The 20,160-nt window shown below is 64.5% G+C and carries 23 protein-coding genes; 9 read left to right on the plus strand and 14 right to left on the minus strand.

The window, feature by feature from the left end:
• Positions 1–34 precede the first annotated feature (34 nt).
• Positions 35–700: an SDR family oxidoreductase gene (locus ACSU04_RS04995; RefSeq protein ID WP_439288623.1), complete on the minus strand. Its 666-nt coding sequence runs from the start codon at positions 698–700 to the stop codon at positions 35–37.
• Positions 701–724: 24 nt separating this feature from the next.
• On the minus strand, positions 725–2,758 hold the full coding sequence (locus ACSU04_RS05000) for an AfsR/SARP family transcriptional regulator (protein WP_439288624.1): 2,034 nt from the start codon (positions 2,756–2,758) through the stop codon (positions 725–727).
• Positions 2,759–2,958: 200 nt separating this feature from the next.
• Between ACSU04_RS05000 and ACSU04_RS05005 the strand changes: the two genes are divergently transcribed.
• The gene (locus ACSU04_RS05005) at positions 2,959–3,534 is read left to right on the plus strand and encodes a hypothetical protein (RefSeq protein ID WP_439288625.1); all 576 of its coding nucleotides are present in this window, start codon (positions 2,959–2,961) and stop codon (positions 3,532–3,534) included.
• A gap of 75 nt (positions 3,535–3,609) precedes the next feature.
• Positions 3,610–4,101, plus strand: a complete 492-nt coding sequence (locus ACSU04_RS05010) for a hypothetical protein (protein ID WP_439288626.1) — start codon at positions 3,610–3,612, stop codon at positions 4,099–4,101.
• Between the two features lie 4 nt (positions 4,102–4,105).
• Here ACSU04_RS05010 and ACSU04_RS05015 read toward each other — a convergent pair whose 3' ends face one another.
• Together ACSU04_RS05015 and ACSU04_RS05020 are read right to left on the minus strand one after the other, a co-directional pair.
• On the minus strand, positions 4,106–4,750 hold the full coding sequence (locus tag ACSU04_RS05015) for an alpha/beta hydrolase family protein (RefSeq protein WP_439289426.1): 645 nt from the start codon (positions 4,748–4,750) through the stop codon (positions 4,106–4,108).
• 2 nt (positions 4,751–4,752) lie between these two features.
• The gene (locus ACSU04_RS05020; protein ID WP_439288627.1) at positions 4,753–5,559 is read right to left on the minus strand and encodes a general stress protein; all 807 of its coding nucleotides are present in this window, start codon (positions 5,557–5,559) and stop codon (positions 4,753–4,755) included.
• A 67-nt stretch (positions 5,560–5,626) separates the two neighbouring features.
• On the opposite strand from ACSU04_RS05020, the gene ACSU04_RS05025 reads away from it, so the two are divergent.
• From ACSU04_RS05025 to ACSU04_RS05040, 4 genes are read left to right on the plus strand one after another with little or no spacing between them, the layout of a single operon-like run.
• Positions 5,627–6,907, plus strand: coding sequence for a magnesium transporter MgtE N-terminal domain-containing protein (locus tag ACSU04_RS05025; protein WP_439285816.1), 1,281 nt, complete (start codon positions 5,627–5,629; stop codon positions 6,905–6,907).
• Positions 6,894–7,454 (plus strand): DUF1003 domain-containing protein, encoded by a 561-nt coding sequence (locus tag ACSU04_RS05030; RefSeq protein ID WP_439285815.1) that lies wholly within the window; start codon positions 6,894–6,896, stop codon positions 7,452–7,454. Before ACSU04_RS05025 ends, ACSU04_RS05030 begins: the two co-directional genes overlap by 14 nt.
• Complete coding sequence (locus ACSU04_RS05035; RefSeq protein WP_439285813.1) at positions 7,451–8,605, plus strand: Mrp/NBP35 family ATP-binding protein; 1,155 nt, start codon at positions 7,451–7,453, stop codon at positions 8,603–8,605. Before ACSU04_RS05030 ends, ACSU04_RS05035 begins: the two co-directional genes overlap by 4 nt.
• A gap of 12 nt (positions 8,606–8,617) precedes the next feature.
• A complete protein-coding gene (locus ACSU04_RS05040; RefSeq protein WP_439288628.1) occupies positions 8,618–9,121 on the plus strand; it encodes a YcxB family protein in 504 nt (167 codons plus the stop codon).
• A 1-nt stretch (position 9,122) separates the two neighbouring features.
• Here ACSU04_RS05040 and ACSU04_RS05045 read toward each other — a convergent pair whose 3' ends face one another.
• Complete coding sequence (locus tag ACSU04_RS05045) at positions 9,123–9,506, minus strand: Sec-independent protein translocase TatB (protein ID WP_439288629.1); 384 nt, start codon at positions 9,504–9,506, stop codon at positions 9,123–9,125.
• An 82-nt stretch (positions 9,507–9,588) separates the two neighbouring features.
• Between ACSU04_RS05045 and ACSU04_RS05050 the strand changes: the two genes are divergently transcribed.
• Positions 9,589–10,224 carry an O-methyltransferase gene (locus tag ACSU04_RS05050; RefSeq protein WP_439285808.1) on the plus strand — a complete coding sequence of 212 codons (636 nt, stop codon included), beginning with the start codon at positions 9,589–9,591 and terminating at the stop codon, positions 10,222–10,224.
• A 61-nt stretch (positions 10,225–10,285) separates the two neighbouring features.
• Here ACSU04_RS05050 and ACSU04_RS05055 read toward each other — a convergent pair whose 3' ends face one another.
• From ACSU04_RS05055 to dapE, 3 genes are all read right to left on the minus strand, one after another.
• Entirely contained in the window at positions 10,286–10,453 is a 168-nt protein-coding gene (locus ACSU04_RS05055; protein WP_084595462.1) for a DUF3117 domain-containing protein, read from the minus strand.
• A 93-nt stretch (positions 10,454–10,546) separates the two neighbouring features.
• Complete coding sequence (locus ACSU04_RS05060; protein WP_439288630.1) at positions 10,547–11,764, minus strand: hypothetical protein; 1,218 nt, start codon at positions 11,762–11,764, stop codon at positions 10,547–10,549.
• Positions 11,746–12,819, minus strand: a complete 1,074-nt coding sequence (dapE, locus tag ACSU04_RS05065; RefSeq protein ID WP_439288631.1) for a succinyl-diaminopimelate desuccinylase — start codon at positions 12,817–12,819, stop codon at positions 11,746–11,748. The genes ACSU04_RS05060 and dapE overlap by 19 nt, the downstream gene beginning before the upstream one ends.
• Before the next feature lie 106 nt (positions 12,820–12,925).
• Between dapE and dapD the strand changes: the two genes are divergently transcribed.
• Both dapD and ACSU04_RS05075 read left to right on the plus strand, forming a co-directional pair.
• Positions 12,926–13,867 (plus strand): 2,3,4,5-tetrahydropyridine-2,6-dicarboxylate N-succinyltransferase, encoded by a 942-nt coding sequence (dapD, locus tag ACSU04_RS05070; protein WP_439288632.1) that lies wholly within the window; start codon positions 12,926–12,928, stop codon positions 13,865–13,867.
• A 243-nt stretch (positions 13,868–14,110) separates the two neighbouring features.
• Positions 14,111–15,529, plus strand: coding sequence for a DEAD/DEAH box helicase (locus ACSU04_RS05075; protein WP_439288633.1), 1,419 nt, complete (start codon positions 14,111–14,113; stop codon positions 15,527–15,529).
• Positions 15,530–15,721: 192 nt separating this feature from the next.
• Here the strand turns inward: ACSU04_RS05075 and ACSU04_RS05080 are convergent, their stop codons facing one another.
• The 6 genes from ACSU04_RS05080 to ACSU04_RS05105 form a co-directional block, all read right to left on the minus strand.
• Positions 15,722–17,017: a citrate synthase gene (locus ACSU04_RS05080; protein ID WP_439285799.1), complete on the minus strand. Its 1,296-nt coding sequence runs from the start codon at positions 17,015–17,017 to the stop codon at positions 15,722–15,724.
• Positions 17,018–17,184: 167 nt separating this feature from the next.
• Positions 17,185–18,297, minus strand: a complete 1,113-nt coding sequence (gene dapC / locus ACSU04_RS05085; RefSeq protein ID WP_439288634.1) for a succinyldiaminopimelate transaminase — start codon at positions 18,295–18,297, stop codon at positions 17,185–17,187.
• Positions 18,298–18,302: 5 nt separating this feature from the next.
• Complete coding sequence (gene fdxA, locus ACSU04_RS05090) at positions 18,303–18,623, minus strand: ferredoxin (protein ID WP_439285796.1); 321 nt, start codon at positions 18,621–18,623, stop codon at positions 18,303–18,305.
• A gap of 9 nt (positions 18,624–18,632) precedes the next feature.
• On the minus strand, positions 18,633–19,028 hold the full coding sequence (locus ACSU04_RS05095; RefSeq protein WP_439285795.1) for a histidinol dehydrogenase: 396 nt from the start codon (positions 19,026–19,028) through the stop codon (positions 18,633–18,635).
• Positions 19,029–19,132: 104 nt separating this feature from the next.
• Positions 19,133–19,447 carry an AzlD domain-containing protein gene (locus ACSU04_RS05100; protein ID WP_439288635.1) on the minus strand — a complete coding sequence of 105 codons (315 nt, stop codon included), beginning with the start codon at positions 19,445–19,447 and terminating at the stop codon, positions 19,133–19,135.
• Entirely contained in the window at positions 19,444–20,145 is a 702-nt protein-coding gene (locus ACSU04_RS05105; protein ID WP_439288636.1) for an AzlC family ABC transporter permease, read from the minus strand. Before ACSU04_RS05105 ends, ACSU04_RS05100 begins: the two co-directional genes overlap by 4 nt.
• Positions 20,146–20,160 lie beyond the last annotated feature (15 nt).

A 20,160-nucleotide genomic window follows, 5' to 3' on the forward strand; every position in this document is an offset into this window, starting at 1 on the left:
CGGACGTGAGCTGCTCGCTCGGCGTGGACCAGGCTCAGTACCGCGCCGAGAAGCCGCCGTCGGCGTGTAGAAGCTGTCCAGAGACCCACCGGCCTTCCTCCGACAGCAGGAACGAGACGAAGGCCGCGATATCGCCGGGTGTGCCAATACGGCCAAGCGGATGCGCGGACACGAGTTCTTCCGCGAATCCTTCCTCCATCCATCCGGTGTCGATCGGGCCGGGGTTCAGCACGTTCGCTGAGATTCCGAGCGGTCCGAGCTCACGCGCCGCGGAGATCACGAGACGGTCCAGCGCGCCTTTGGACGCGCCATAGGGCAGGTTGCCGGTGGTGTGGTCGCTGGTCAACGCCACGACCGCCCCGCCGTCCGTAGGGATCTGCCGAGCGAACGCCGCGATGAGCAGCAGGCTCGCACGCGCGTTGATCGCCACATGCGCATCGAAGCTCTCGGCAGTTGTATCGAGGATGCCGGAGTTCACATCGTGCGCATGGCTGAGCACGAGCGCGCTGATCTGCCCGCGGTCGCGGCTCACGGCGGTGAACAGTTCGTCCGGCCCCGCGTGAGTGGAGAGGTCACAGGGAAAATCGGCATCCGAGAGGTCGCTCGTGACGACGTCCCATCCGTCTGAGATCAGGCGCGGAACGATGCCTGCGGCGATGCTATTGGCGCGAGCGGCGCCGGTGACGAGAGCGATAGGCATATGGCCATGCTACAAACCCCGTCGTCACCTCGGCACAAGAGGTATTCCCAGTTCACTCATGCGTTCGGAATAGGACGTCCTCGCTTCGCTGAGCTGTGTGGTTGCGCCGAGCTTCGTCAGCGCGTCGAGCTGACCTTCGTGCGCACGTTGGTCGTACGGATCGACGGCCAAAACCTTCCGATAGCAATCCAATCTGGTGAGCTGGTCACCTGCCACGTCTGATGCGTGCGCGAGTGCGTGACACAACGAGAAGAAGGCGATGTGCACCTCGCGTTGGAATTCCTGCGCCCATAGCTGTTCGGGCTCGTTGATAAGCGGTTCGCCGTGATAGCTGGCCAATGCGTCCGCGAGTTTTTGCGCGTGCGCATCTTCTGTTCCGACGTCCGACAGCGCCGCATACGCGTCTGTGAGAAATCTCTCGACATCCACATCGAGCCGATCGACGCACAGCCGCATGAGCGGCCCGCGTGCTTCAAGATACGTATCCTTCGGGAGCAGTCCGGCCGGATCAAACGCACGCCTGACAGTCGTCGCTGCCACAGAGAGACGATTCGCCAATCGCTGCGACGACTCGTCAGGCCAAAGAAGATGCATCACCGTTTCGCGGCTGATCGCCACGCCTCGCTTTGCGACAAGGATCTGCAACAGTTGTCTGGCTTTACGCGACTGCCAGCGCGCGATCGTCCCCTGCTCGGACGCAACCTCGAAAGTGCCCAGAACTCTAATCCGGGCCGAAGGCGCCTCAGTGGACGGAAGCCTCGCCTGTATACGGGAATGCCTCGGCGAACTCAACGCTGAAAGTTGGACTGCCGCCGATTCCTCAATTGCACGCAACCGCAGCGCGCGACCGGTCGCCATCGCATCGGTGACCAGCGCGATGGCCTCTTCCGCGTCCACGTCGTGTGAGCGCGTTGCGAGAAGCGCGGCGAGTTCGATCTGAATTTCTGCGAGCCATGAATGCGCTCCCGCGCGTGCAGCTACCCCTGCTGCGGCTCGGTAGTGCCGAATTGCAGCGTTGTCGTCGCCCATAGTGCGGGCGAGCAGGGCCAGGGGCCTCGCCACTGTTCCCCACGTGGTGATTCCGAGTCCCATCGTCACTATGCGGTCTTCATACGGCACAAGAGCGTCATAAGCGGCTCTTGCAATCTCGATCTCATCCAGTTCGGCCGCAACGATTGCAAGGAGGCAGGACGTCGCCAACCAGTTCCTGTCGACCGGCAGCTGGTCGAACCGTGCCATCGTAGAAATAAGTGCACGCGCCGCGCTTCGGCGCCCCTGCTGCAGCCACATCCACGCCAGCGAGGCTGCCCACACTGGCTCATGCGGAGCAGTCCTCCTCGCGTGCAAAAACGCGGGCTCAAGCTCGACCACACGCCCCTGCATCCAGCGGATGATCGCGAGCTGCCCGAGCCACACGGTCTGAGCGTCGGGGTCTTCCTGCTCCTCGGCGATTCTGAGCGCCTTCCCCGCAAGCTGCTCGGCGAGCTCCGGCTGACCGTCGATCGTCGCGCGCAGGCAGCGAAACCACACGACGTGTCTCTCCTGCTCCAGCCATGGGAAAGCGGAGAGAACCGTACCCGAGGGGCTGAGTGCCAGATCAAGGTCTTCGATCGCGCCGGCCTCCGCGAGCGCACCGAGGTGGAGAAAATATGCTGTCGGCACGAGTTCACGCTCATCCGCAGCCTGCGCAATCCGCATCGCCTCACCGGACATCGTCACGCGCGCGTTCAAAGTGCCAGGAGACACATCAACGATGCATGCGGCGATCATCGACCAGGCGCGGGATACGTCATCGCGTGCGTGCTCCGCCTCGCGAGCCGATTCGGACGCCGAATCTGCAGCGTCCAAAGGGGAGATGAGAACGCGCGAAGCCGCAAGGATCGCGTGCAGTCGTGCGCGCGTTGCGTGCTCTGCGGGGCTGATCTGCGCGAGCAGATTTGCGGCTGTCTTTTCTTGAGCAACTATTTTCTGCCCTGAAAAGTGAAGCGTCAAACGAATCGTAGTCGGCACAGCATCACCGTAGCCGATTCTTAAAGCTCGCATTAAGAAACCGCTCACGCGCTCAACATATCCTTTCAACGTCGCCGAATCAGCGTGGAATACAGGCGCATCCAGGGGGATGAGAATTCGAATGGGACATATTTCCCAATTCGCGCGCGCAATTGCAGAGGGGTGAATCTTCGTGACGCACCGGAGGAGCCAAATTGCTTCAGAAGAACAAAGAAATACGCCTGAGCGGGGAAACGGAGCCATCTTCGATGACTGACCAGACCAGGATTTCCGAGAACAAATTTCGACACCACCTTGGCGGCGTACGATTCGGCGGATCCTTGCTCGCTGTCCTCCTCCTGAGCGCGTGTTCGGGTGCGCCACAGCCTGCGGACCTGCCCGAGACAACGATCCGGGAGGAACCTGCGGAGCAATCGGCATCTCCGGATGATGAGGAAGTGTCCGACGAGACGTATGCCGGTCACGCGACCGCTCTTATCGCGGGGCGAGAATTCACCTTCCAGTTGGACCTCTGCGTCATGTACAACGAAGAGGAAGTGGAACTGCGCGGTCTCGGTGGGGAAATAGACTCTGACGTTCCCAGCTTCCTCGACGGAGGCGCCATGAGGATGGACAGTGACCCGCTGGGCGAGTTTCGCATCGATCTCGGCGCAGACGGGCCTTTTCAGTCGTCGGATGAATTCCTCTCACTGGGCGCCCCCACTGGAGGTGACATCACGTTCACGGTCGTAAAGAAGGGAAACGAATTCGTCGCTACGGGGAAAACATGGGGCAACACCGGCGTTGACCACGGAACAGGCACTTTGCGCTTTGTGTGCAACTGATCATTACCACTCATCAACCACGAGGAAATTATGAAACGCCTTACGATCGCCTCCACACTATTGTTGGCGGGCATAATGAGTCTGTCCTCCTGCGCAAGCGCCACTTCTGGCGACGCTGACGCAACGAGCCCCATCGTTGAGCAGGAGCAGGAGCAGGAGCAGGAGCAGGAGCAATCAGATCCTGTGGTCGACACCTCGGAGGACGACGATGCGTCGTCAACCGTCATTCCGGCAGGAGCGAGGCCGGCAAGTGCCGCATTCCCTTTCCCCGTGCCAGAAGACTGGCCAGAGCTCGACGCATTCGCGGAGGAGAAAATAGGCAAGGACATCGCGATGTCTGGGACACTCAGTTTTCCCGGCGACGCTCAGTCAGCCTCGGCGACCTATCAGAAACTTCTGGAAGATGCCGGATATGAAATTCATGCCAACCCCCTTGGCGAGCAGGTCCATCTGGCCTCCTTCGTAGTGAAGGGAAAAGTTGATGGTACGGGCTATTCCGGCACGATCGACTTCGACACCGACGCAGCCGACACGCCGCGTACCGTGATCAACCTGACGGAGGATTGACTCGTCACGCCACGAACGCCGCCACCAGCGGTGCCAGCGAGGCGCCGACAACCTCAGGAGCACGCTTGTTGCCCTTCACCTCGAATGAGTGGCCGCCGCCCTCGATCCACGCGACACGAGCGTCCTGACAGGTCGCGAGGACCTCTTCGAACTGCGAGAGCGGCTGGATGAACGGATCATTCGTCCCCTCGATGAACAGCTGCGGCGCCGCGATCGCGGGCAGATGCTCGGCACGGGGCTTCTCCGGCTTCCCCGGAGCATGCAACGGGTACCCGAGATAGATCAGCCCATCCACCGCCAGCCCGCCGGCGACGGCCATCGAGGCCATCCGGCCACCGTAGGACTTTCCCGCAGCCCACAGCGGGCTCTCCGGAGCCAGGGAATGTGCGTGTGCCACCACTGCGTGCCACGTCGTAATCGCATGCGTCGCGGGGCCCGGCATCCGCCGACCCTGCTCGCGATAAGGGAAGTTGAAGCGCAGTGTCGAGAAGCCCAACGCGTTCAGCGCCTCTGCAAAGCCGGTGAGGAAGGGATGCTCCATCCCTGCTCCAGCGCCGTGAGCGATGACGACGGTGCCGCGACCGGACCCGGCACTCCACACGCCCGAGACGGAAACCGCCGCATTCGGCAGTTCAACCGGGATGAGCATGCTCACGCCTTGTCGCCGGGCTCCTCCGCAGGAGAATCGGACTCAGCGGTCGTCTCAACTGGTTCGCCCGACTCATCCGAAGCCCCAGCATCCGCGGTTGACGCATCCGCTGTTGAAGCATCCGCGGTTGAATCATCCGAGGCCGAGTCATCCGATGCTCGCTCGCCGAAACGAGGTGCCGGATCGGCTGGGCGCGGCGGAATCACATGCCCGCCGGCGGAATCCGCACCTGCCTCGCTGCTCGCGTCCGTGCTCGCGTCCGCGGCAGGCTTCGCACCGGGATCGACGCGCTCACCGTACCGCGGCGGCTCGGTCAGATCGACCGGCGGACGCACCACAACGGTGCGCTGATCGCCGACGACTTCGCGCGCCTTCGCCAGCGACGCCGGCAGCACTGTCACCTCGTAGTGATCGGCGGCAAGCTGCGTAACGCTCGCGAAGTCGCGACGACGTCGCACGATTGCGTACGTCACCAGGCTCAGGATCATGCCGAGCGCGACGCCGATGAAGACGAATCCGACGAACAGCTGTATCGGAGCATCCGGATTTCCGATCACCAGGATCGCCGACAGCAGGAGCCCGATGAGCACTCCGTTCACCGCGCCTGAACGCGCGGCTGCCGCATAGCCGAGTCGCCCCGTGATGCGCTCAATCGTGCGCACACCCTGACCAACGATCGCGATGTCGCGCGCAGGCACGTCACCCGCGATCAGCTTCGAAACAGTCTTCTGGGCGGCCTCGTACTCGCGTACCGAAGCGACGGTCTCGCCCACAACGGCACCAGCGGCAGGTCGATTCAGCAAGCTCATGATCCTATTGTTCCACGCGCGCATGCACACAGCCCGAGTTCAGCGGGCCGCGGACTACTCTGGGAGCGTGAGCACACAACGGGTTTTCGTCGCACGCCTAGCGGGATGCGCCGTCTTTGATCCCGTGGGCGACCGGCTCGGCAAGGTCCGTGATGTCGTCATCGTCTATCGAAGTACGGCGTCCCCGCGCGTGATCGGATTGGTCATCGAAATCCCCGGCCGCCGCCAGGTGTTCATGTCGATCGGACGCGTCACCTCGATCCGGTCGGGACAGGTCCTCACCACCGGCCTCATCAACGTGCGTCGCTTCCAGCCTCGCCCGGGTGAAGTGCGTGTTCTCGCCGAAATGCTGGGACGCCGAGTCGAACTCATCGACGGCACCGGAAGCGCCGTGATCGAAGATGTCGCTATCGAGCCAAACCGTCTCGGCGAGTGGAACGTCAGCCAGCTTTTCCTGCGCAAGCCCAAGACCAGCGTCTCGCCGTTTGCCAAGGGTCCAACGACCTTCGCCGCCTGGAATGAGGTCACCGAAAAGCGTGCACCGGGTGAATCCCAGTCCGCGGAGCAGCTCGTCGCTTCCTACTCCGAACTTCACGCCGCAGACCTGGCGACGACCCTGCTCGACCTGCCGCAGAAGCGGATGATCGAGGTCGCCGAAGAGCTTCCGGATGACCGTCTCGCCGACGCCCTCGAGGAGATGCCAGAGGACGAACAGGTGCATATCCTCGACGGTCTGGGCGATGAACGCGCCGCCGACATTCTCGACCATATGGAGCCGGACGACGCGGCCGACCTGTTGGCGCAGCTACCGAAGAAGCGTCTCGAGCAGCTCCTCGAACTCATGGAACCTGAGGAAGCCGAAGACGTTCGGACCCTGCTCAGCTACGGGCCCGATACCGCGGGCGGTCTCATGACGACCGAGCCGATCATCCTCTCCGCAGACGCCACCGTCGCCGAGGCGCTCGCGTTGATCCGACGCCATGAACTACACCCGGCTCTTGCCGCTGCGGTGTTCGTGACACTCCCTCCGTTCGAAACACCGACCGGTCGCCTTCTCGGAGTGGTGCACTTCCAGCGGATGCTGCGTTACCCGCCGCACGAGCGTCTGGGTGCCATTGTGGACGAGACGATGGAGCCCATCTCGGTGACGGCATCCGCCGCGGAGACCGCTCGTCTGCTCGCCAGCTACGACCTCGTCTCACTCCCCGTCGTCGATGCCGCCAGCCGGCTCGTCGGCGTGGTGAGCATCGATGACGTGCTCGATTATCTACTGCCGGATGACTGGCGCACGCAGGATTCCGATGCTGCTGTTGCCACCGAGGGGGTGGGCAACGATGGCAAAGCCTGACCGTTCCGCACTGGATGCTCCACTCGGGCGCAGCGCCACCCGCCAGCGTCCCTCGTCCCGAGACCGGTTCGGCCGGTTCACTGAATGGGTCGCCCGCGCGATGGGAACGCCCGCGTTCCTACTGATCCTCACGCTGTTCTGTGTCGCATGGCTCGGCTGGAACACACTGATGCCCCACTCGGTGCGCTTCGACGACGCCGCCCTTGGATTCACCGCTCTTACCCTGATGCTCTCCCTGCAGGCCTCGTATGCTGCTCCCCTCATCCTGCTCGCGCAGAACCGTCAAGACGACCGCGACCGTGTGCAGATGGAGCAGGACCGTCAGCGCGCCGAGCGCAATCTCGCCGACACCGAGTATCTCGCTCGCGAAATCGTCGCACTGCGCATGGCATTGGAAGAACGCAACTCCCAGACGGTGACGCGCGACGTGCTGCGCGCGGAGCTCAAGGCGATGCTGGCCGGGCTCGACGACGAACGCGACGGCGGACAGACAGCGGGCACAGAGACCGGTCCGATCTCGACCAGACCGCGCCGCCCACGCACATGACGCTCTCAGACCGGGTACGGCAGGCAGTCAGCGCGGTATCGGATCCCGAGCTGCGACGCCCAATCGGCGATCTCGACATGGTGCGCGAGATCGCCGTCGACGGGGAGCATGCCCGCGTCGGCATCGCGCTGACGATCGTCGGATGCCCCGCCGCTGACCGCATCGAGAGCGATGTGCGCCGTGCTGCGGCATCCGTTCCCGGAATCTCGGATGTCACGATCGACCTCGGCGTCATGACGCCGGCAGAGCGCAAGGCACTCACCGAGAAGCTCCGCGACGGCCGCCCCGCGCGGCAGATGCCGTTCGGGCCGGACTCGCTCACACGCGTCATCCTCGTCTCCAGCGGCAAGGGCGGCGTCGGCAAATCGACCATCACCGCAAATCTCGCTGTCGCTCTGGCCGAACAGGGACTCGCTGTGGGACTCGTCGACGCCGACGTACACGGGTTCTCGATCCCTGGCCTGCTCGGCATCCCGCCTGGCACCCAACCGACCCGTATTGACGACCTCATGTTGCCACCGGTGGCGCACGAGGTGAAGACCATCTCGATCGGAATGTTCCTGCGCGACGGTGAGGCCGTGGTGGCGTGGCGCGGACCGATGCTGCACCGCACAGTGCAGCAGTTCCTCACCGACGTGTTCTTCGGCGACCTCGATGTACTGCTCATCGACATGCCTCCTGGAACCGGCGACATCGCGATCTCGATCGGGCAGATCCTCCCCCACGCCGAGGTGCTCGTCGTCACGACGCCGCAGAGCGCAGCATCCGATGTCGCGATCCGCAGCGGACTCGTCGCACGACAGACCGGGCAGAAGGTCATCGGCGTGATCGAGAACATGGCAGCGTTCACCCTGCCGGATGGCACAGTAGTCGACCTGTTCGGGACCGGCGGTGGTGCCGAAGTCGCCGCTGCCCTGTCCCAGCCGGACGACGAGGTGCCACTGCTCGCTTCCATACCGCTCAGCCCCGCCCTGCGCGTGGGCGGCGACACCGGCATCCCCATCGTCCTCAGCGAGCCCGATGACGTCGCCGCCCGCACAATTCGTGATCTGGCCGCGACACTCGCCCACCAGGGGCGACGTTTGGCAGGCAGATCACTGCCGATGACGGTGACCAGAGCAGCTCCGTCCGGCGCGCCAGACGGAGCATGAAAGACTTCTGACGTGACCAGCGAACCTGCGCCCCGTTCTGTGCTCGTCGACCAGGAGCTCCTTCGCGGGATGACCTGGGATGCGACGATCTACACTCTGACTCGTCCGCTGGCGATCATTGCCTACGCTGCTCTGATCGCAGCGTTCGTCGTCAACGCCATCGTGTTGTCGATAATCGGCGGCGTCGATGATGAGCAAACGGCGAACCTGAGCTGGACGCTGTTCGCGATTGCGGCATTGATCGTCGCGTCGATCATCTTCACCAAGGCTTCCGTGAAGCGTGCCATCACCACGTCGATGCCCGCAGGCACGAAGGCAGCCGTACAGCTTGGCGACGAGACGATCAAGATGATCTCGAAGCGCGGCGTCTCGGATATGGCCTATTCGACGTTTCGTGCGATTCGCGTCGGCAAACACGCGGTGATTCTGCAGTTGCGTGGCCAGTCAGTGATCACGGCGGTGCCCCGCGCACTGTTGAACGACGCGGACGTCGCGCAACTCAAGTCGCGAATCTGATTCAGGTCGCCTCGAGGTCGAACGGCGGCGGAGACTCACGCGTGAACTCCGGCCGCACCAGAGGGGTACGCGGTCTGGCAAGCGGTGCGGTGGCAACGGCTGCCGGCGCAGCTGCCGCAGGCTTCGGTGTGTCTTCCAGCAGCGCGTCACGGATGATGCGACGTGGGTCGTACTGACGCGGATCAAGCTTGCGCCAGTCGACGTCATCGATCTCCGGACCGATCTCGTCACGCATCCGGGATTTCGTGTCTCGGAGGTACTCCCCCGCCTTTCGCACGAAACCGGCGAACTTCTCGGCAGCCTTCGGAAGTCGCTCGGGACCGATGATGATCGCAGCAACCACGCCGATGAGCAGCAGTTTCTCGAAGGTCAGACCGAAATCCATATGACACAGGCTACCGGCCGCGCCTGCCTGACAAGAACAGGGCATGCGAATACTCTGGAACGAGCAGCTATAGGAGATGGTCATGAGCGAAAATGACGCGAACGCACGGTACATCCGCGAGGCCATTGTCGAGCCCGCAGCCATCGCACGCGCACGGGCCCACGCGATTGAGCTGGGCGCTGCGCCGCTCAGCGCCGCAGTCGGTGCGCAACTTGCTGTTCTCGCCGCGACCAGCAATGCCCGTTCGATCGTCGAGATCGGCACCGGCGCCGGCGTCTCCGGTCTGTGGCTACTGCGCGGAGCCCCTCAAGCCATACTCACCTCGATCGACAACGAACCCGAACATCTCGCCGCGGCTCGCCGCAGCTTCAGCGAGGCGAAGATTCCCTCCACCCGGGCTCGCTTCATCACTGGTCGCGCGTCCGATGTCCTGCCGCGCATGAACGAGGCGTCGTACGACATCGTCCTCGTCGATGCCGACCCCGAGAACGTGATCGAGTACGTCGAACACGGACTGCGCCTTGTCCGCACCGGCGGCATCGTCCTCGTTCCCCGTGTGCTCGCCGGAGGCAAGGCCGCAGATCCAGTGCAGCGCGACGCCGTCACCAGCGCGTACCGCTCGCTCGTGCAGGAGACCCAGGAGTCGCCCGCTGTCCTCGCGGCGATCTCGACGGTCGGCGAAGGCCTGCTTCAGCTAGTCAGCATCAACGCGGACTGACGGCCAAACGAAGAAGGGCGGTGGATCGCAAGATCCACCGCCCTTCTTCATTATTCGGAGATCAGCTCACGACGCCGGCCAGCACGTCGTGGAGCTCCTTTGCTTCAGCATCGTTCACGGAGACGACCAACCGGCCGCCGCCTTCGAGGGGAACGCGGACGATGATCAATCGTCCTTCCTTCACGGCCTCCATGGGTCCGTCTCCGGTCCTCGGCTTCATCGCTGCCATCGTGGCTCCTTTTCCCTCGGTGGTATTCATCAAGTTTATCGGTATGCTCCGCCACTCGGCACGCACGCCGGAAAAATACGTCATGAACGTCCGTCAAGGCACCTGCCAGAACGTGTTCCCGAGCGCGTACACATGGTAAATCCAGAGCCATTGCCCCAGCAGGCACACCAGGAGCATCCCGTACCGATACACGCGTGAGCGCGGCACAGCGACAGCACCCCACAACGGTGTGAGCGGCATCAGCAGTCGGAATGTGCTCGACTGCGGGAAGAACACCGCCAGCAGATACAGCAGATAGCTCGCGCTCCACAGGCGCAGATCTACACCCAGACGACGCACCGGTGGAGCGAAAAGGAGCGCACCGCCCGCTCCGACCACAAGCAGTATCAGCGCGATGAGACCCCACCACCCTGGCAGCCCCCACTGAGTGAACCAGAACTGCGCGGCCTGCACCCAGCCGTCGAACGGCATGAATCCTTCGGATCCGACGCCCCAGTTGCGCCGCCAGGACAGCTCGGTCGCCAGGTACGCGCCAGAGTCCCCCGTCACAAGGCCAGCGGCGACCTGCCAGGCGAAACCGGTCACCGTCGCCAAGGCACCGAGCGCAACAATGTGCACGACATCGCGCGCCGGCAGCGGGTCTGTCCGACGGCGCACCCAGCGCAGGATGCCGTAGAGGCCCAGATACAGCGCAAAGGCGAGGATGCCAGGGCGAGTGAACGCCATGACAAGCACCACCGGGTACACCCACGCGAAGCGGCGCCGAGCCACCAGATCAAGGGCTATCAACAGGAGCAGCACGAACAGCACCTCGGCGTAGCCGACCTGGAAGAGCGCTGCCAGCGGCCCCCATGCGAAGAAGGTGACGGCCCACATCGCCGCGCTGCTGCCAATGCGCTGGTGCAGCAGCCGATAGAGCATGAGGCAGGCGAAAAAGCCTGCCACCAGCGAAATCAGGAGTGCGCCCGCTCCCCAGGACCCGAACGGGATGCCGATCACTTTGGCTGCGTATGCATATACCGGCATGAACGCCCAGGCGTTCTCTGCAACCTGCCCGGATTCGGTGAGTGGCAACGCCGACGGGTAACCGCCCCAGGCCACCAGCCAATACCACTGCGCGTCCCAGCCCAGCACGAAGCTGCCGATGTTCGCATCAGTGCCGAAGCGCGTTCCCGGGCCGGACAGGTGCGCGGCGAGCTGAAGGAACCCGGTGGTGATCAGTCGTCCCACGACGTAGACCACCGCGATGCGTGCGGCGATCGGTATACGCGCCCAGCGCCGCGCGGCGCCGATCAGCGCGCTGTGAGCCACGCTCGCAGGCCCTGCTCCACCGCATCGATCTGCGCGAGCGGTACTCGCTCCTCGTCGTGGTGGGCGAGGTGCGGGTCCCCCGGTCCGTAGTTGACCGCCGGGATGCCGAGAGCGGAGAAGCGCGCGACGTCAGTCCAGCCGTACTTAGGCCGTGGCTCCGCGCCCACCGCGGCGACGAACTGCTGTGCGATCGGCGCATCCAGGCCAGGACGTGCACCCTCCGCGGAGTCAGTGATCTCCACCTCGAACCCCTCAAGTACACCGCGTACGTGTGCCTCGGCATCCGCTGCGGTCTTACTGGGGGCGAACCGGTAGTTCACCTCAACCTCGCAGAGGTCGGGGATGACGTTTCCGGCGATGCCGCCGCTGATACGCACCGCACTGAGGCTCTCTCGGTAGGCGAGACCCTCCACCTGCACTTCCTTGGCGCGATACTGCGCAAGCCGGGCGAGGATCGGCGCGGCGGAGTGGATGGCGTTCTCTCCGATCCAGGCACGTGCGCTGTGGGCTCTGACGCCGTGCGTACGTACAACAGCACGGAGCGTGCCGTTGCAGCCGCCTTCGACCTGACCGTTGGACGGCTCGCCCAGGATCGCGAAGTCTGCTGCGAACAGATCTGGCCGATCTGCCGAGAGGAGGTTCAGTCCGTTCATGGAGGCTGCGACCTCTTCGTTGTCGTACCACATCCAGGTGATGTCGACCACGGGATCGGTGAGCTCTGCGGCGAGCTTGAGCTGCACGGCCACACCGCCCTTCATGTCGACAGTGCCGCGCCCCCACAGGTGCGGCGCGCCATCGATATCGACGTTGCGCGTGGGCACGTTGTCGTTGATCGGCACGGTGTCGATGTGACCGGCGATCACCACGCGCTGCGCGCGGCCGAGGTTGGTGCGAGCGACGATCGTATTGCCGTGCCGGATCACCTCGAGGTGCGACAGCGGTGTGATCGCAGCCTCGATCGCATCAGCGAGGATCGCCTCATCGCCGGAGACGCTCGGAATGTCACAGATCGCGCGGGTGAGCGCAACGGATGATGCGGTGAGATCGAGCAACATATCTCCAGCCTACGGCGCGTGGCCCTGCACCCGCTCTCTGCACCCCTACCGATCCCTGCACCCCCGCCGATCCCTGAGGCTGCCGAAGGGGCACTACCGTTGAGATATGAGCAACGCGCGCGCTGTATGGGGTATCGGCCTGACCACTATCGCCGCAGACGGCACCGTTCTGGATGCCTGGTTCCCGCAGATCGGCACCGGCGAGATCCCGACCGTTGACCTGACCGAGCTCGAGGCCCAGACCGGTGCGGACGAGCGTCGCAACGTGCGCATCGAAACGGTGCAGCTGCAGATTGATCTCGACGCGGCTCCGGCTTCCACCGCTGACGCGTATCTGCGCCTGCACGCGCTCTCTCACTTGCTCGTGCGCCCGAACGAGCTGAACCTCGACGGCATCTTCGGCCGCCTGCCGAATGTCGCCTGGACCACTGCCGGTCCGATGCATCCCGCGGATGCCGCACGTTTGCAGCCGCAGATGCGCCGCCACAGCATCCAGGTGCAGGGGCTGGACAAGTTCCCGCGCCTGACCGATTACGTGCAGCCCGAGGGCGTACGCATCGCCGATGCATCCCGCGTGCGCCTCGGCGCCCATCTCTCCCCCGGCACCACAGTGATGCACGAGGGCTTCGTGAACTTCAATGCCGGCACGCTGGGCGCTGTCATGGTTGAGGGGCGAATTTCACAGGGGGTTGTGGTCGGTGCGAACAGCGACATCGGTGGTGGCGCATCAATCATGGGCACGCTCTCCGGCGGCGGCACCGTGCGCGTCTCGATTGGTGAGCGCACGCTGCTCGGCGCAAACGCCGGACTCGGCATTGCACTCGGCGACGACTGCATCCTCGAGGCCGGCGTCTACATCACCGCCGGATCAAAGGTCGTCCTGGTAGACAGCGCGAACACCGCTGACGGCGGCAAGCGCATCGTGAAGGCATCCGAGCTCTCAGGGCACAACGGTCTGCTGTTCTGGCGCAACTCCGTCAGCGGAGCCATCGAGGCCAAGCAGCGCGCGGGTGTGGGAGTCACACTGAACGAGGCGTTGCACGCCTGAACACGCGACGCGCGCGTGCGGGGCATATACAGCTTCGGGCATGTTTGCCCTGCTACTGTTGAACAGTTGTCCAGACTGATGTCTGATAACTACGTCGTCGTCACGGGGTCTTTACAGACCGAAGCGAGCTGAATAGCTCCTCCACCAGTTGGCGTTTCGAACGGCGAACCTCTGCGCACTTCCTGTGCGCGGTCGCCCATTCAACTAGTCTCGCGCACTGACGTGCGCTCACGGAGTTTCTCTATGCCTACTTTCCTTGACCTCGGCGTGCCCGCACCCCTGGCCGCCGTCCTTGCCGCTGAAGGCAAGACCGAGGCGTTCGCCATCCAGCGCGACACGCTTCCCGACTCGCTCGCTGGGCGCGACCTGCTTGGCCGTGGCCGCACCGGCAGCGGCAAGACCATCGCCTTCTCGCTGCCTCTCGTGGCGAGCCTGATTGCTTCCGGCCGCAAGAGCCGGCCCGGCCACCCCCGTGGCCTCGTGCTCGCACCGACCCGCGAACTCGCCACACAGATCGCCGCGGTCATCGCTCCGCTCGCAGAGGCTGTCGGCATGCGCGTCGCCACAGTATTCGGCGGTGTCAGCCAGCGCCCGCAAGAGCAGGCGCTGCGCAGCGGCGTCGACATCGTCGTGGCCTGCCCCGGTCGCCTCGAAGACCTCATGAAGCAGAAGGTCGTCTCGCTGGATTCCGTCGAGGTCGCCGTGCTCGACGAGGCAGATCACATGGCCGATCTGGGCTTCCTTCCCGGTGTCACCCGCATCCTGACTGCCACCCCCGCAGGCGGCCAGCGTCTGCTGTTCAGCGCCACGCTGGACCGCGGCATCGATTCGCTCGCGCGTCGCTTCCTCTCGAACCCGGTCAGCCACGAGGTCGATGAGTCCAGCGTGCCGACCGGTGAGATGATCCACCGCGTACTGGTGACGACTTCCACTGAGCACAAGACGGTTCTTGTGCGTGAGCTTGCATCGGGCATGGGCCGTCGCCTGCTCTTCACCCGCACCAAGCACCAGGCGAAGAAGCTCGCAAAGCAGCTCACAGCTGGCGGCATCCCTGCCGTCGACCTGCACGGAAACCTGTCGCAGAACGCCCGCGAGCGCAACCTCAGCGCATTCTCCGCAGACCCCGCCGATGGCGGCGTCCGTGTACTCGTCGCGACTGACGTCGCCGCCCGTGGCGTGCACGTCGACGACATCGACCTGGTCGTCCACGTCGATCCTCCGATGGAGCACAAGGCGTACCTGCACCGCTCCGGCCGCACGGCACGTGCTGGCGCCTCCGGCACCGTCGTGACCGTCGTGCTTCCTGAGCAGCGTCGCGACGTGAAGGACCTCCTGCGCAAGGCGCAGATCACTGCAGAGCTCGAAACGGCTAACGCCGACATCGTCGACGAGCTCGTCGGCGAGCACGCTCCGCACGTGCGCCCCGCACCAGTGCAGGCACAGCAGCAGCAGACGAAGAAGCCGCGCCAGGGACAGCAGCGTCCGGGTAGCAACGCGTCTGCCGGCGCTCCCGCATCGCGGCGTCGTCGCCCGCAGGGCCAGGGTGGCGCCCCGGTGGGTCAGGGCGGACAGCGCCAGGGCGGACAGGGTCGCAGCTCGCAGGGCCGTGCCGGCCAGAGCAGTGGTGGCCAGGGTGGTCGCGGAGGCTACGCAGGCCGCTAAGCCTCATTGAAAAGGCGACATCTTCCCGCAGGGAGGATGTCGCCTTTTCGCATCTTGCAGCCACACTTAGCCAGAGGCACGCTCAGCTCGTCGTACGCCGCACAGCCGCCAGGACTTCTGGATCGCGAAGGCCGTCTCCATATCAACCGGGACGAAGACCTCTGCGGTGACGACGGGCACGTGGTGCCGTGCTCAGCGGGTGGGGAACTGGCGTTCCGGTGCCCCGGTGTACAGCTGCTGCGGGCGGCCGATCTTGGTCTGCGGGTCGAGGTTCAGCTCACGCCACTGGGCAAGCCAGCCGGGCAGACGCCCGATGGCGAACAGCACCGTGAACATTCGCGTCGGGAATCCCATCGCCTTGTAGATCACGCCGGTGTAGAAGTCGACGTTCGGGTACAGCCGGCGCTCCTTGAAGTAGTCGTCAGCGAGCGCGATCTCCTCCAACTCTTTGGCGAGGTCGAGCAGCGGGTCCGTGACGCCGAGTTCACGCAGAACCTCGTCTGCGGCTTCTTTGACGAGCTTGGCGCGCGGGTCGTAATTCTTGTAGACCCGGTGTCCGAAGCCCATGAGCTTGACGCCGGCTTCCTTGTTCTTGACCCGCTCGACGAAGCGCTGCACGCCCTGTCCGGAGTCGCGGATCTCGCCAAGCATCGTAAGGACGGCCTCGTTGGCGCCGCCGTGCAGCGGGCCCGAGAGCGCCTGAATACCGGCCGAGATGGAGGCGAACTGGTTGGCTCCGGTGGAACCCACCAGACGAACCGTGGAGGTCGATGCGTTCTGCTCGTGGTCCTCGTGGAGGATCAGCAGCAGCTCGAGCGCCTTCGACATCACCGGGTTGATCTCGTAGGGCTCGGAGTTCACGCCGAAGTTGAGCTTGAGGAAGTTATCGACGAAGCTCAGCGAGTTGTCCGGGTACAGGAACGCCTGGCCGATGCTCTTCTTGTGGGCGTATGCGGCGATGACGGGGAGCTTTGCGAGCATCCGTATCGTGTTGAGCTCGACGTGCTCTGGGTTGTTCGGATCGGTCTGTCCCTCGTAGTACGTCGACAGGGCCGAGACTGCCGAGGAAAGCACCGACATCGGGTGTGCCGTGTGCGGCAGCGCCGAGAAGAAGTGCTTGAGGTCTTCGTGAAGCAGGGTGTGACGCCGAATGCGCTCATCGAAGTCGGAAAGCTCTGAGGGCGTGGGCAGCTCTCCGTAGATGAGCAGCCAGGCGACCTCGAGGTAGTTGCTGTGCCCGGCGATCTGATCGATCGGATAGCCCCGGTAGCGGAGGATGCCTTGATCACCATCAATGAAGGTGATGTCCGATTTGGTGGATGCCGTGTTGACGAAGCCGTAGTCCAGGCCCGTGTAGCCGGTCTGCTTCGTCAGGGTCGAGAAGTCAATGCTGTCAGCACCTGCGGAACCACGCAGTACTGGGAATTGCGCCGTGGTTCCACCGATGGTGAGGGTGGCCTTCGCCTGCTGATCTCCCGCTACACTCACGCGGTCCTCCTTGTACGTATCACGCGACCTGTTGGTCAGTTTCGTCGAGGGCGATGCACGGCGCTGAGCGCCTGGTCGGGTTACGACCGAATCGCCTTTACAGCCTAGTCGTCAGATTCGCCTACTGTGACAACCGCCAAGAGATCACGAGAATACCTCGTGAGAACCTACAGCGAGCCCCCGCGCAGACGTCGAGCCGCCTCTGCGACACGCTCCAGCGGAGCCGTCAGCGATAGTCGCACATGCTGCCCGGCATCCGCGCCATAGAACGGCCCAGGCCCGGCAAGGATGCCGAGATCGGCGAGTCGGCCCATCGATTCCCAGGCGTCCTTGCCCTCTGTCGACCAGAGGTACAGACCCGCCTCCGAGCCGTCGATGTGGAATCCAGCGGCCTCCAGTGCCGGTCGCAGCAGATCGCGTCTGGCGCGATAGAGCTCTTTCTGGGCCGCGACATGCGTGTCGTCGCCCAGAGCGACGACCATCGCCTGTTGCACGGGAGCGGGCATCATGAGCCCCAGATGCTTGCGAGCGGTAAGAATGTCAGCGATCACGCGCGAGCATCCTGCCACGAACGCGGCACGGTACCCGGCCAGGTTCGACTGCTTGCTGAGCGAGTAGACGCTGAGCAGGCCCGCGCGCGATCCGCCGGTCACACGCGGGTCGAGTACAGACGGAATCGGCTCGTTCGCCCACGGCCCGTCCCAGCCGAGCTCGGCGTAGCACTCATCGCTGGCGAGGACGGCGCCGAGTTCGCGGGAACGGCGCACGGCCGTGGCGAGCTCGTCGACGGTCCAGGTGCGCCCGTCCGGGTTACCAGGGGTGTTGATCCAGATGAGCTTGGTGCCCTCCGGCCACGCGGCCGGGTCGTCCTCAGCGACCGGAGTTGCTCCGGCGACGCGTGCACCGACCTCGTAGGTCGGGTAGGCGACGCGCGGGAACACCACGATGTCGCCTTCGCCGAGGCCCAGCAGGGTCGGCAGCAGCGCAACGAGCTCCTTCGAGCCCACCGTCGGCAGCACGTTGTCGACGGTCAGACCGGGAACTCCGCGGCGACGCGCGTACCAGTCAACGATGGCCTCGCGCAGCGCTGGCGTGCCAATGTTCTGCGGATACGCGTGCGCATCCGTCGCATCGGCAAGCGCCGTGCGGATGATCTCGGGCGTGGGATCGACCGGAGACCCGATCGACAGATCAACCAGGCCCTGCGGATGCTGCGATGCGCGCTCACGGTACGGAGCGACGGCATCCCACGGATAATCGGCGAGGTCGCGGACACCCATCGTGCCTACTCTCCCTGTGGAGGGAGAGCGGCGATGATCGGGTGGTCGTACTTGATCACGCCGACCTTGGCTGCGCCACCTGGCGAGCCGACCTCTTCGAAGAACTCGACGTTCGCCTTGTAGTAGTCCGCCCATTCCTCAGGCAGGTCGTCCTCGTAGTAGATCGCTTCGACCGGGCACACCGGCTCGCACGCGCCACAGTCCACGCATTCATCTGGGTGAATGTAGAGCGAGCGCTCGCCCTCGTAAATGCAGTCAACGGGGCACTCGTCGATGCAGGCGCGGTCCTTGACATCGACGCACGGAAGAGCGATCACATACGTCACTCCCCCAGTCTACGGCTCGTTACCGACGGGCGGCGCCTCCGCGCGGACAGGCTGCCGCTTCAGATTCGGCCAGGCGACCACCAGCAGGGCGATGCCAGCGACGAGATAGATCCAGATCTGCCCTGCGGGTGTGTTCGGCACGACCACTGAGCCGCCGGGGCCAGTGCCGGAGATGACCATCAGCATCACCAGCATCCCGATCGCTGTGGCCACTGCCGCACCCCGATCACGAGTCAACGCGCGCACCGCGACGAGAAGCGCACCGCACGCGATGCCGCCGACGATCAGTCCGACCGGGATGATGCCCCACATGAGGCTGTGCGCGATGGTTCCGGCCGTGCCGTAGACGGCGCCGACGAGGGCGGCTGCGATCCAGGACAGAGCACGCGAGATCCAGTTGGGCACCCTGCGATCTTACTTGCCCAGTTCCCCCCGCGAGACTTCGCCTCTGTCTCCGAAATCACGGATTTTCATGACACACGTGAAGTTTCGCGGGTCGACGGTGGGGATCACACGGCCCACCCGACCAGTCGCAGCAGTGCTGCCGCGGCTGCTGCCGCCACGACCACCACGAGGAACGACTGGCGAAGATACAGCAGCCCTGCCGCAACCAGCACCGCCGGAATCCGGGCATCCACCACCACAGCCTGACCCGCACCCAGCGTCTGAACCGCAACCAGAGCGGCGAGCAGCGCAACGGTCAGCAGATCAGAGATGCGCGCCGGACGCGGCGCTTCCAGCAGGTGTGCCGGAATCAGGTATCCGAAGGCCTTCAGAGCAACGCAGATGCACGCAGCCAGCAAAACCGCGCTCCATACGCTCATGCGACACCCTGCGTCTTCTCGAGCCGGGGCGCGGCGAACCAGTTGAACCAGCCGACAGCGATCGCCACGATGGCCGCGACGAGCACCGGCAGCCCCGGCATGATGAAGGGCGTCAACGCTGCGGCCACTACGGCGGCGGCAACTCCCACCGCGATCGCCTGTCGCTGCTTCAATCGCGGCCAGAGCAGGGCGAGGAAGGCTGCGGCCGCCGCGGCATCCAGCCCCCAGGTCTTCGGATCCCCCAGTACATCACCGATCAACGCGCCGACGAGCGTCGTGATGTTCCAGCCGACGAACACGCCGATACCGGTGATCCAGAACCCGAGCCTGCGCAACGGCGGTGAACTCTGCGATATCGCCACCGCGGTTGACTCATCGATCGTGATCTGAGCGGCGGCCACCCTCCGCCAGAAGCCGCTGCCGATGATCGGTGACATCCGCATGCCGTACGCCATGTTGCGCACTCCCAACAGCGCGGCCGAGGCGACCGCAGAAGGCAATGCGGCCAGGCCTCCAGCGCTGAACACTCCGATGAAGGCGAACTGCGATCCCCCGGTGAACATCACGAGGCTCAGCACGCAGGTCTGCCAGACATCGAGGCCGGAGGCGACAGCAAGCGCGCCGAACGAGATGCCATAGGCGCTCGTGGCGACGACGACGCCAATCCCCTCGCGCCAGACTTCGCGCCGGTCAGACACGTCGGATGCCTCCGC

Origin of the sequence: Microbacterium sp. A84, from assembly GCF_051842815.1 — a bacterium.
Lineage (GTDB): Bacteria > Actinomycetota > Actinomycetes > Actinomycetales > Microbacteriaceae > Microbacterium.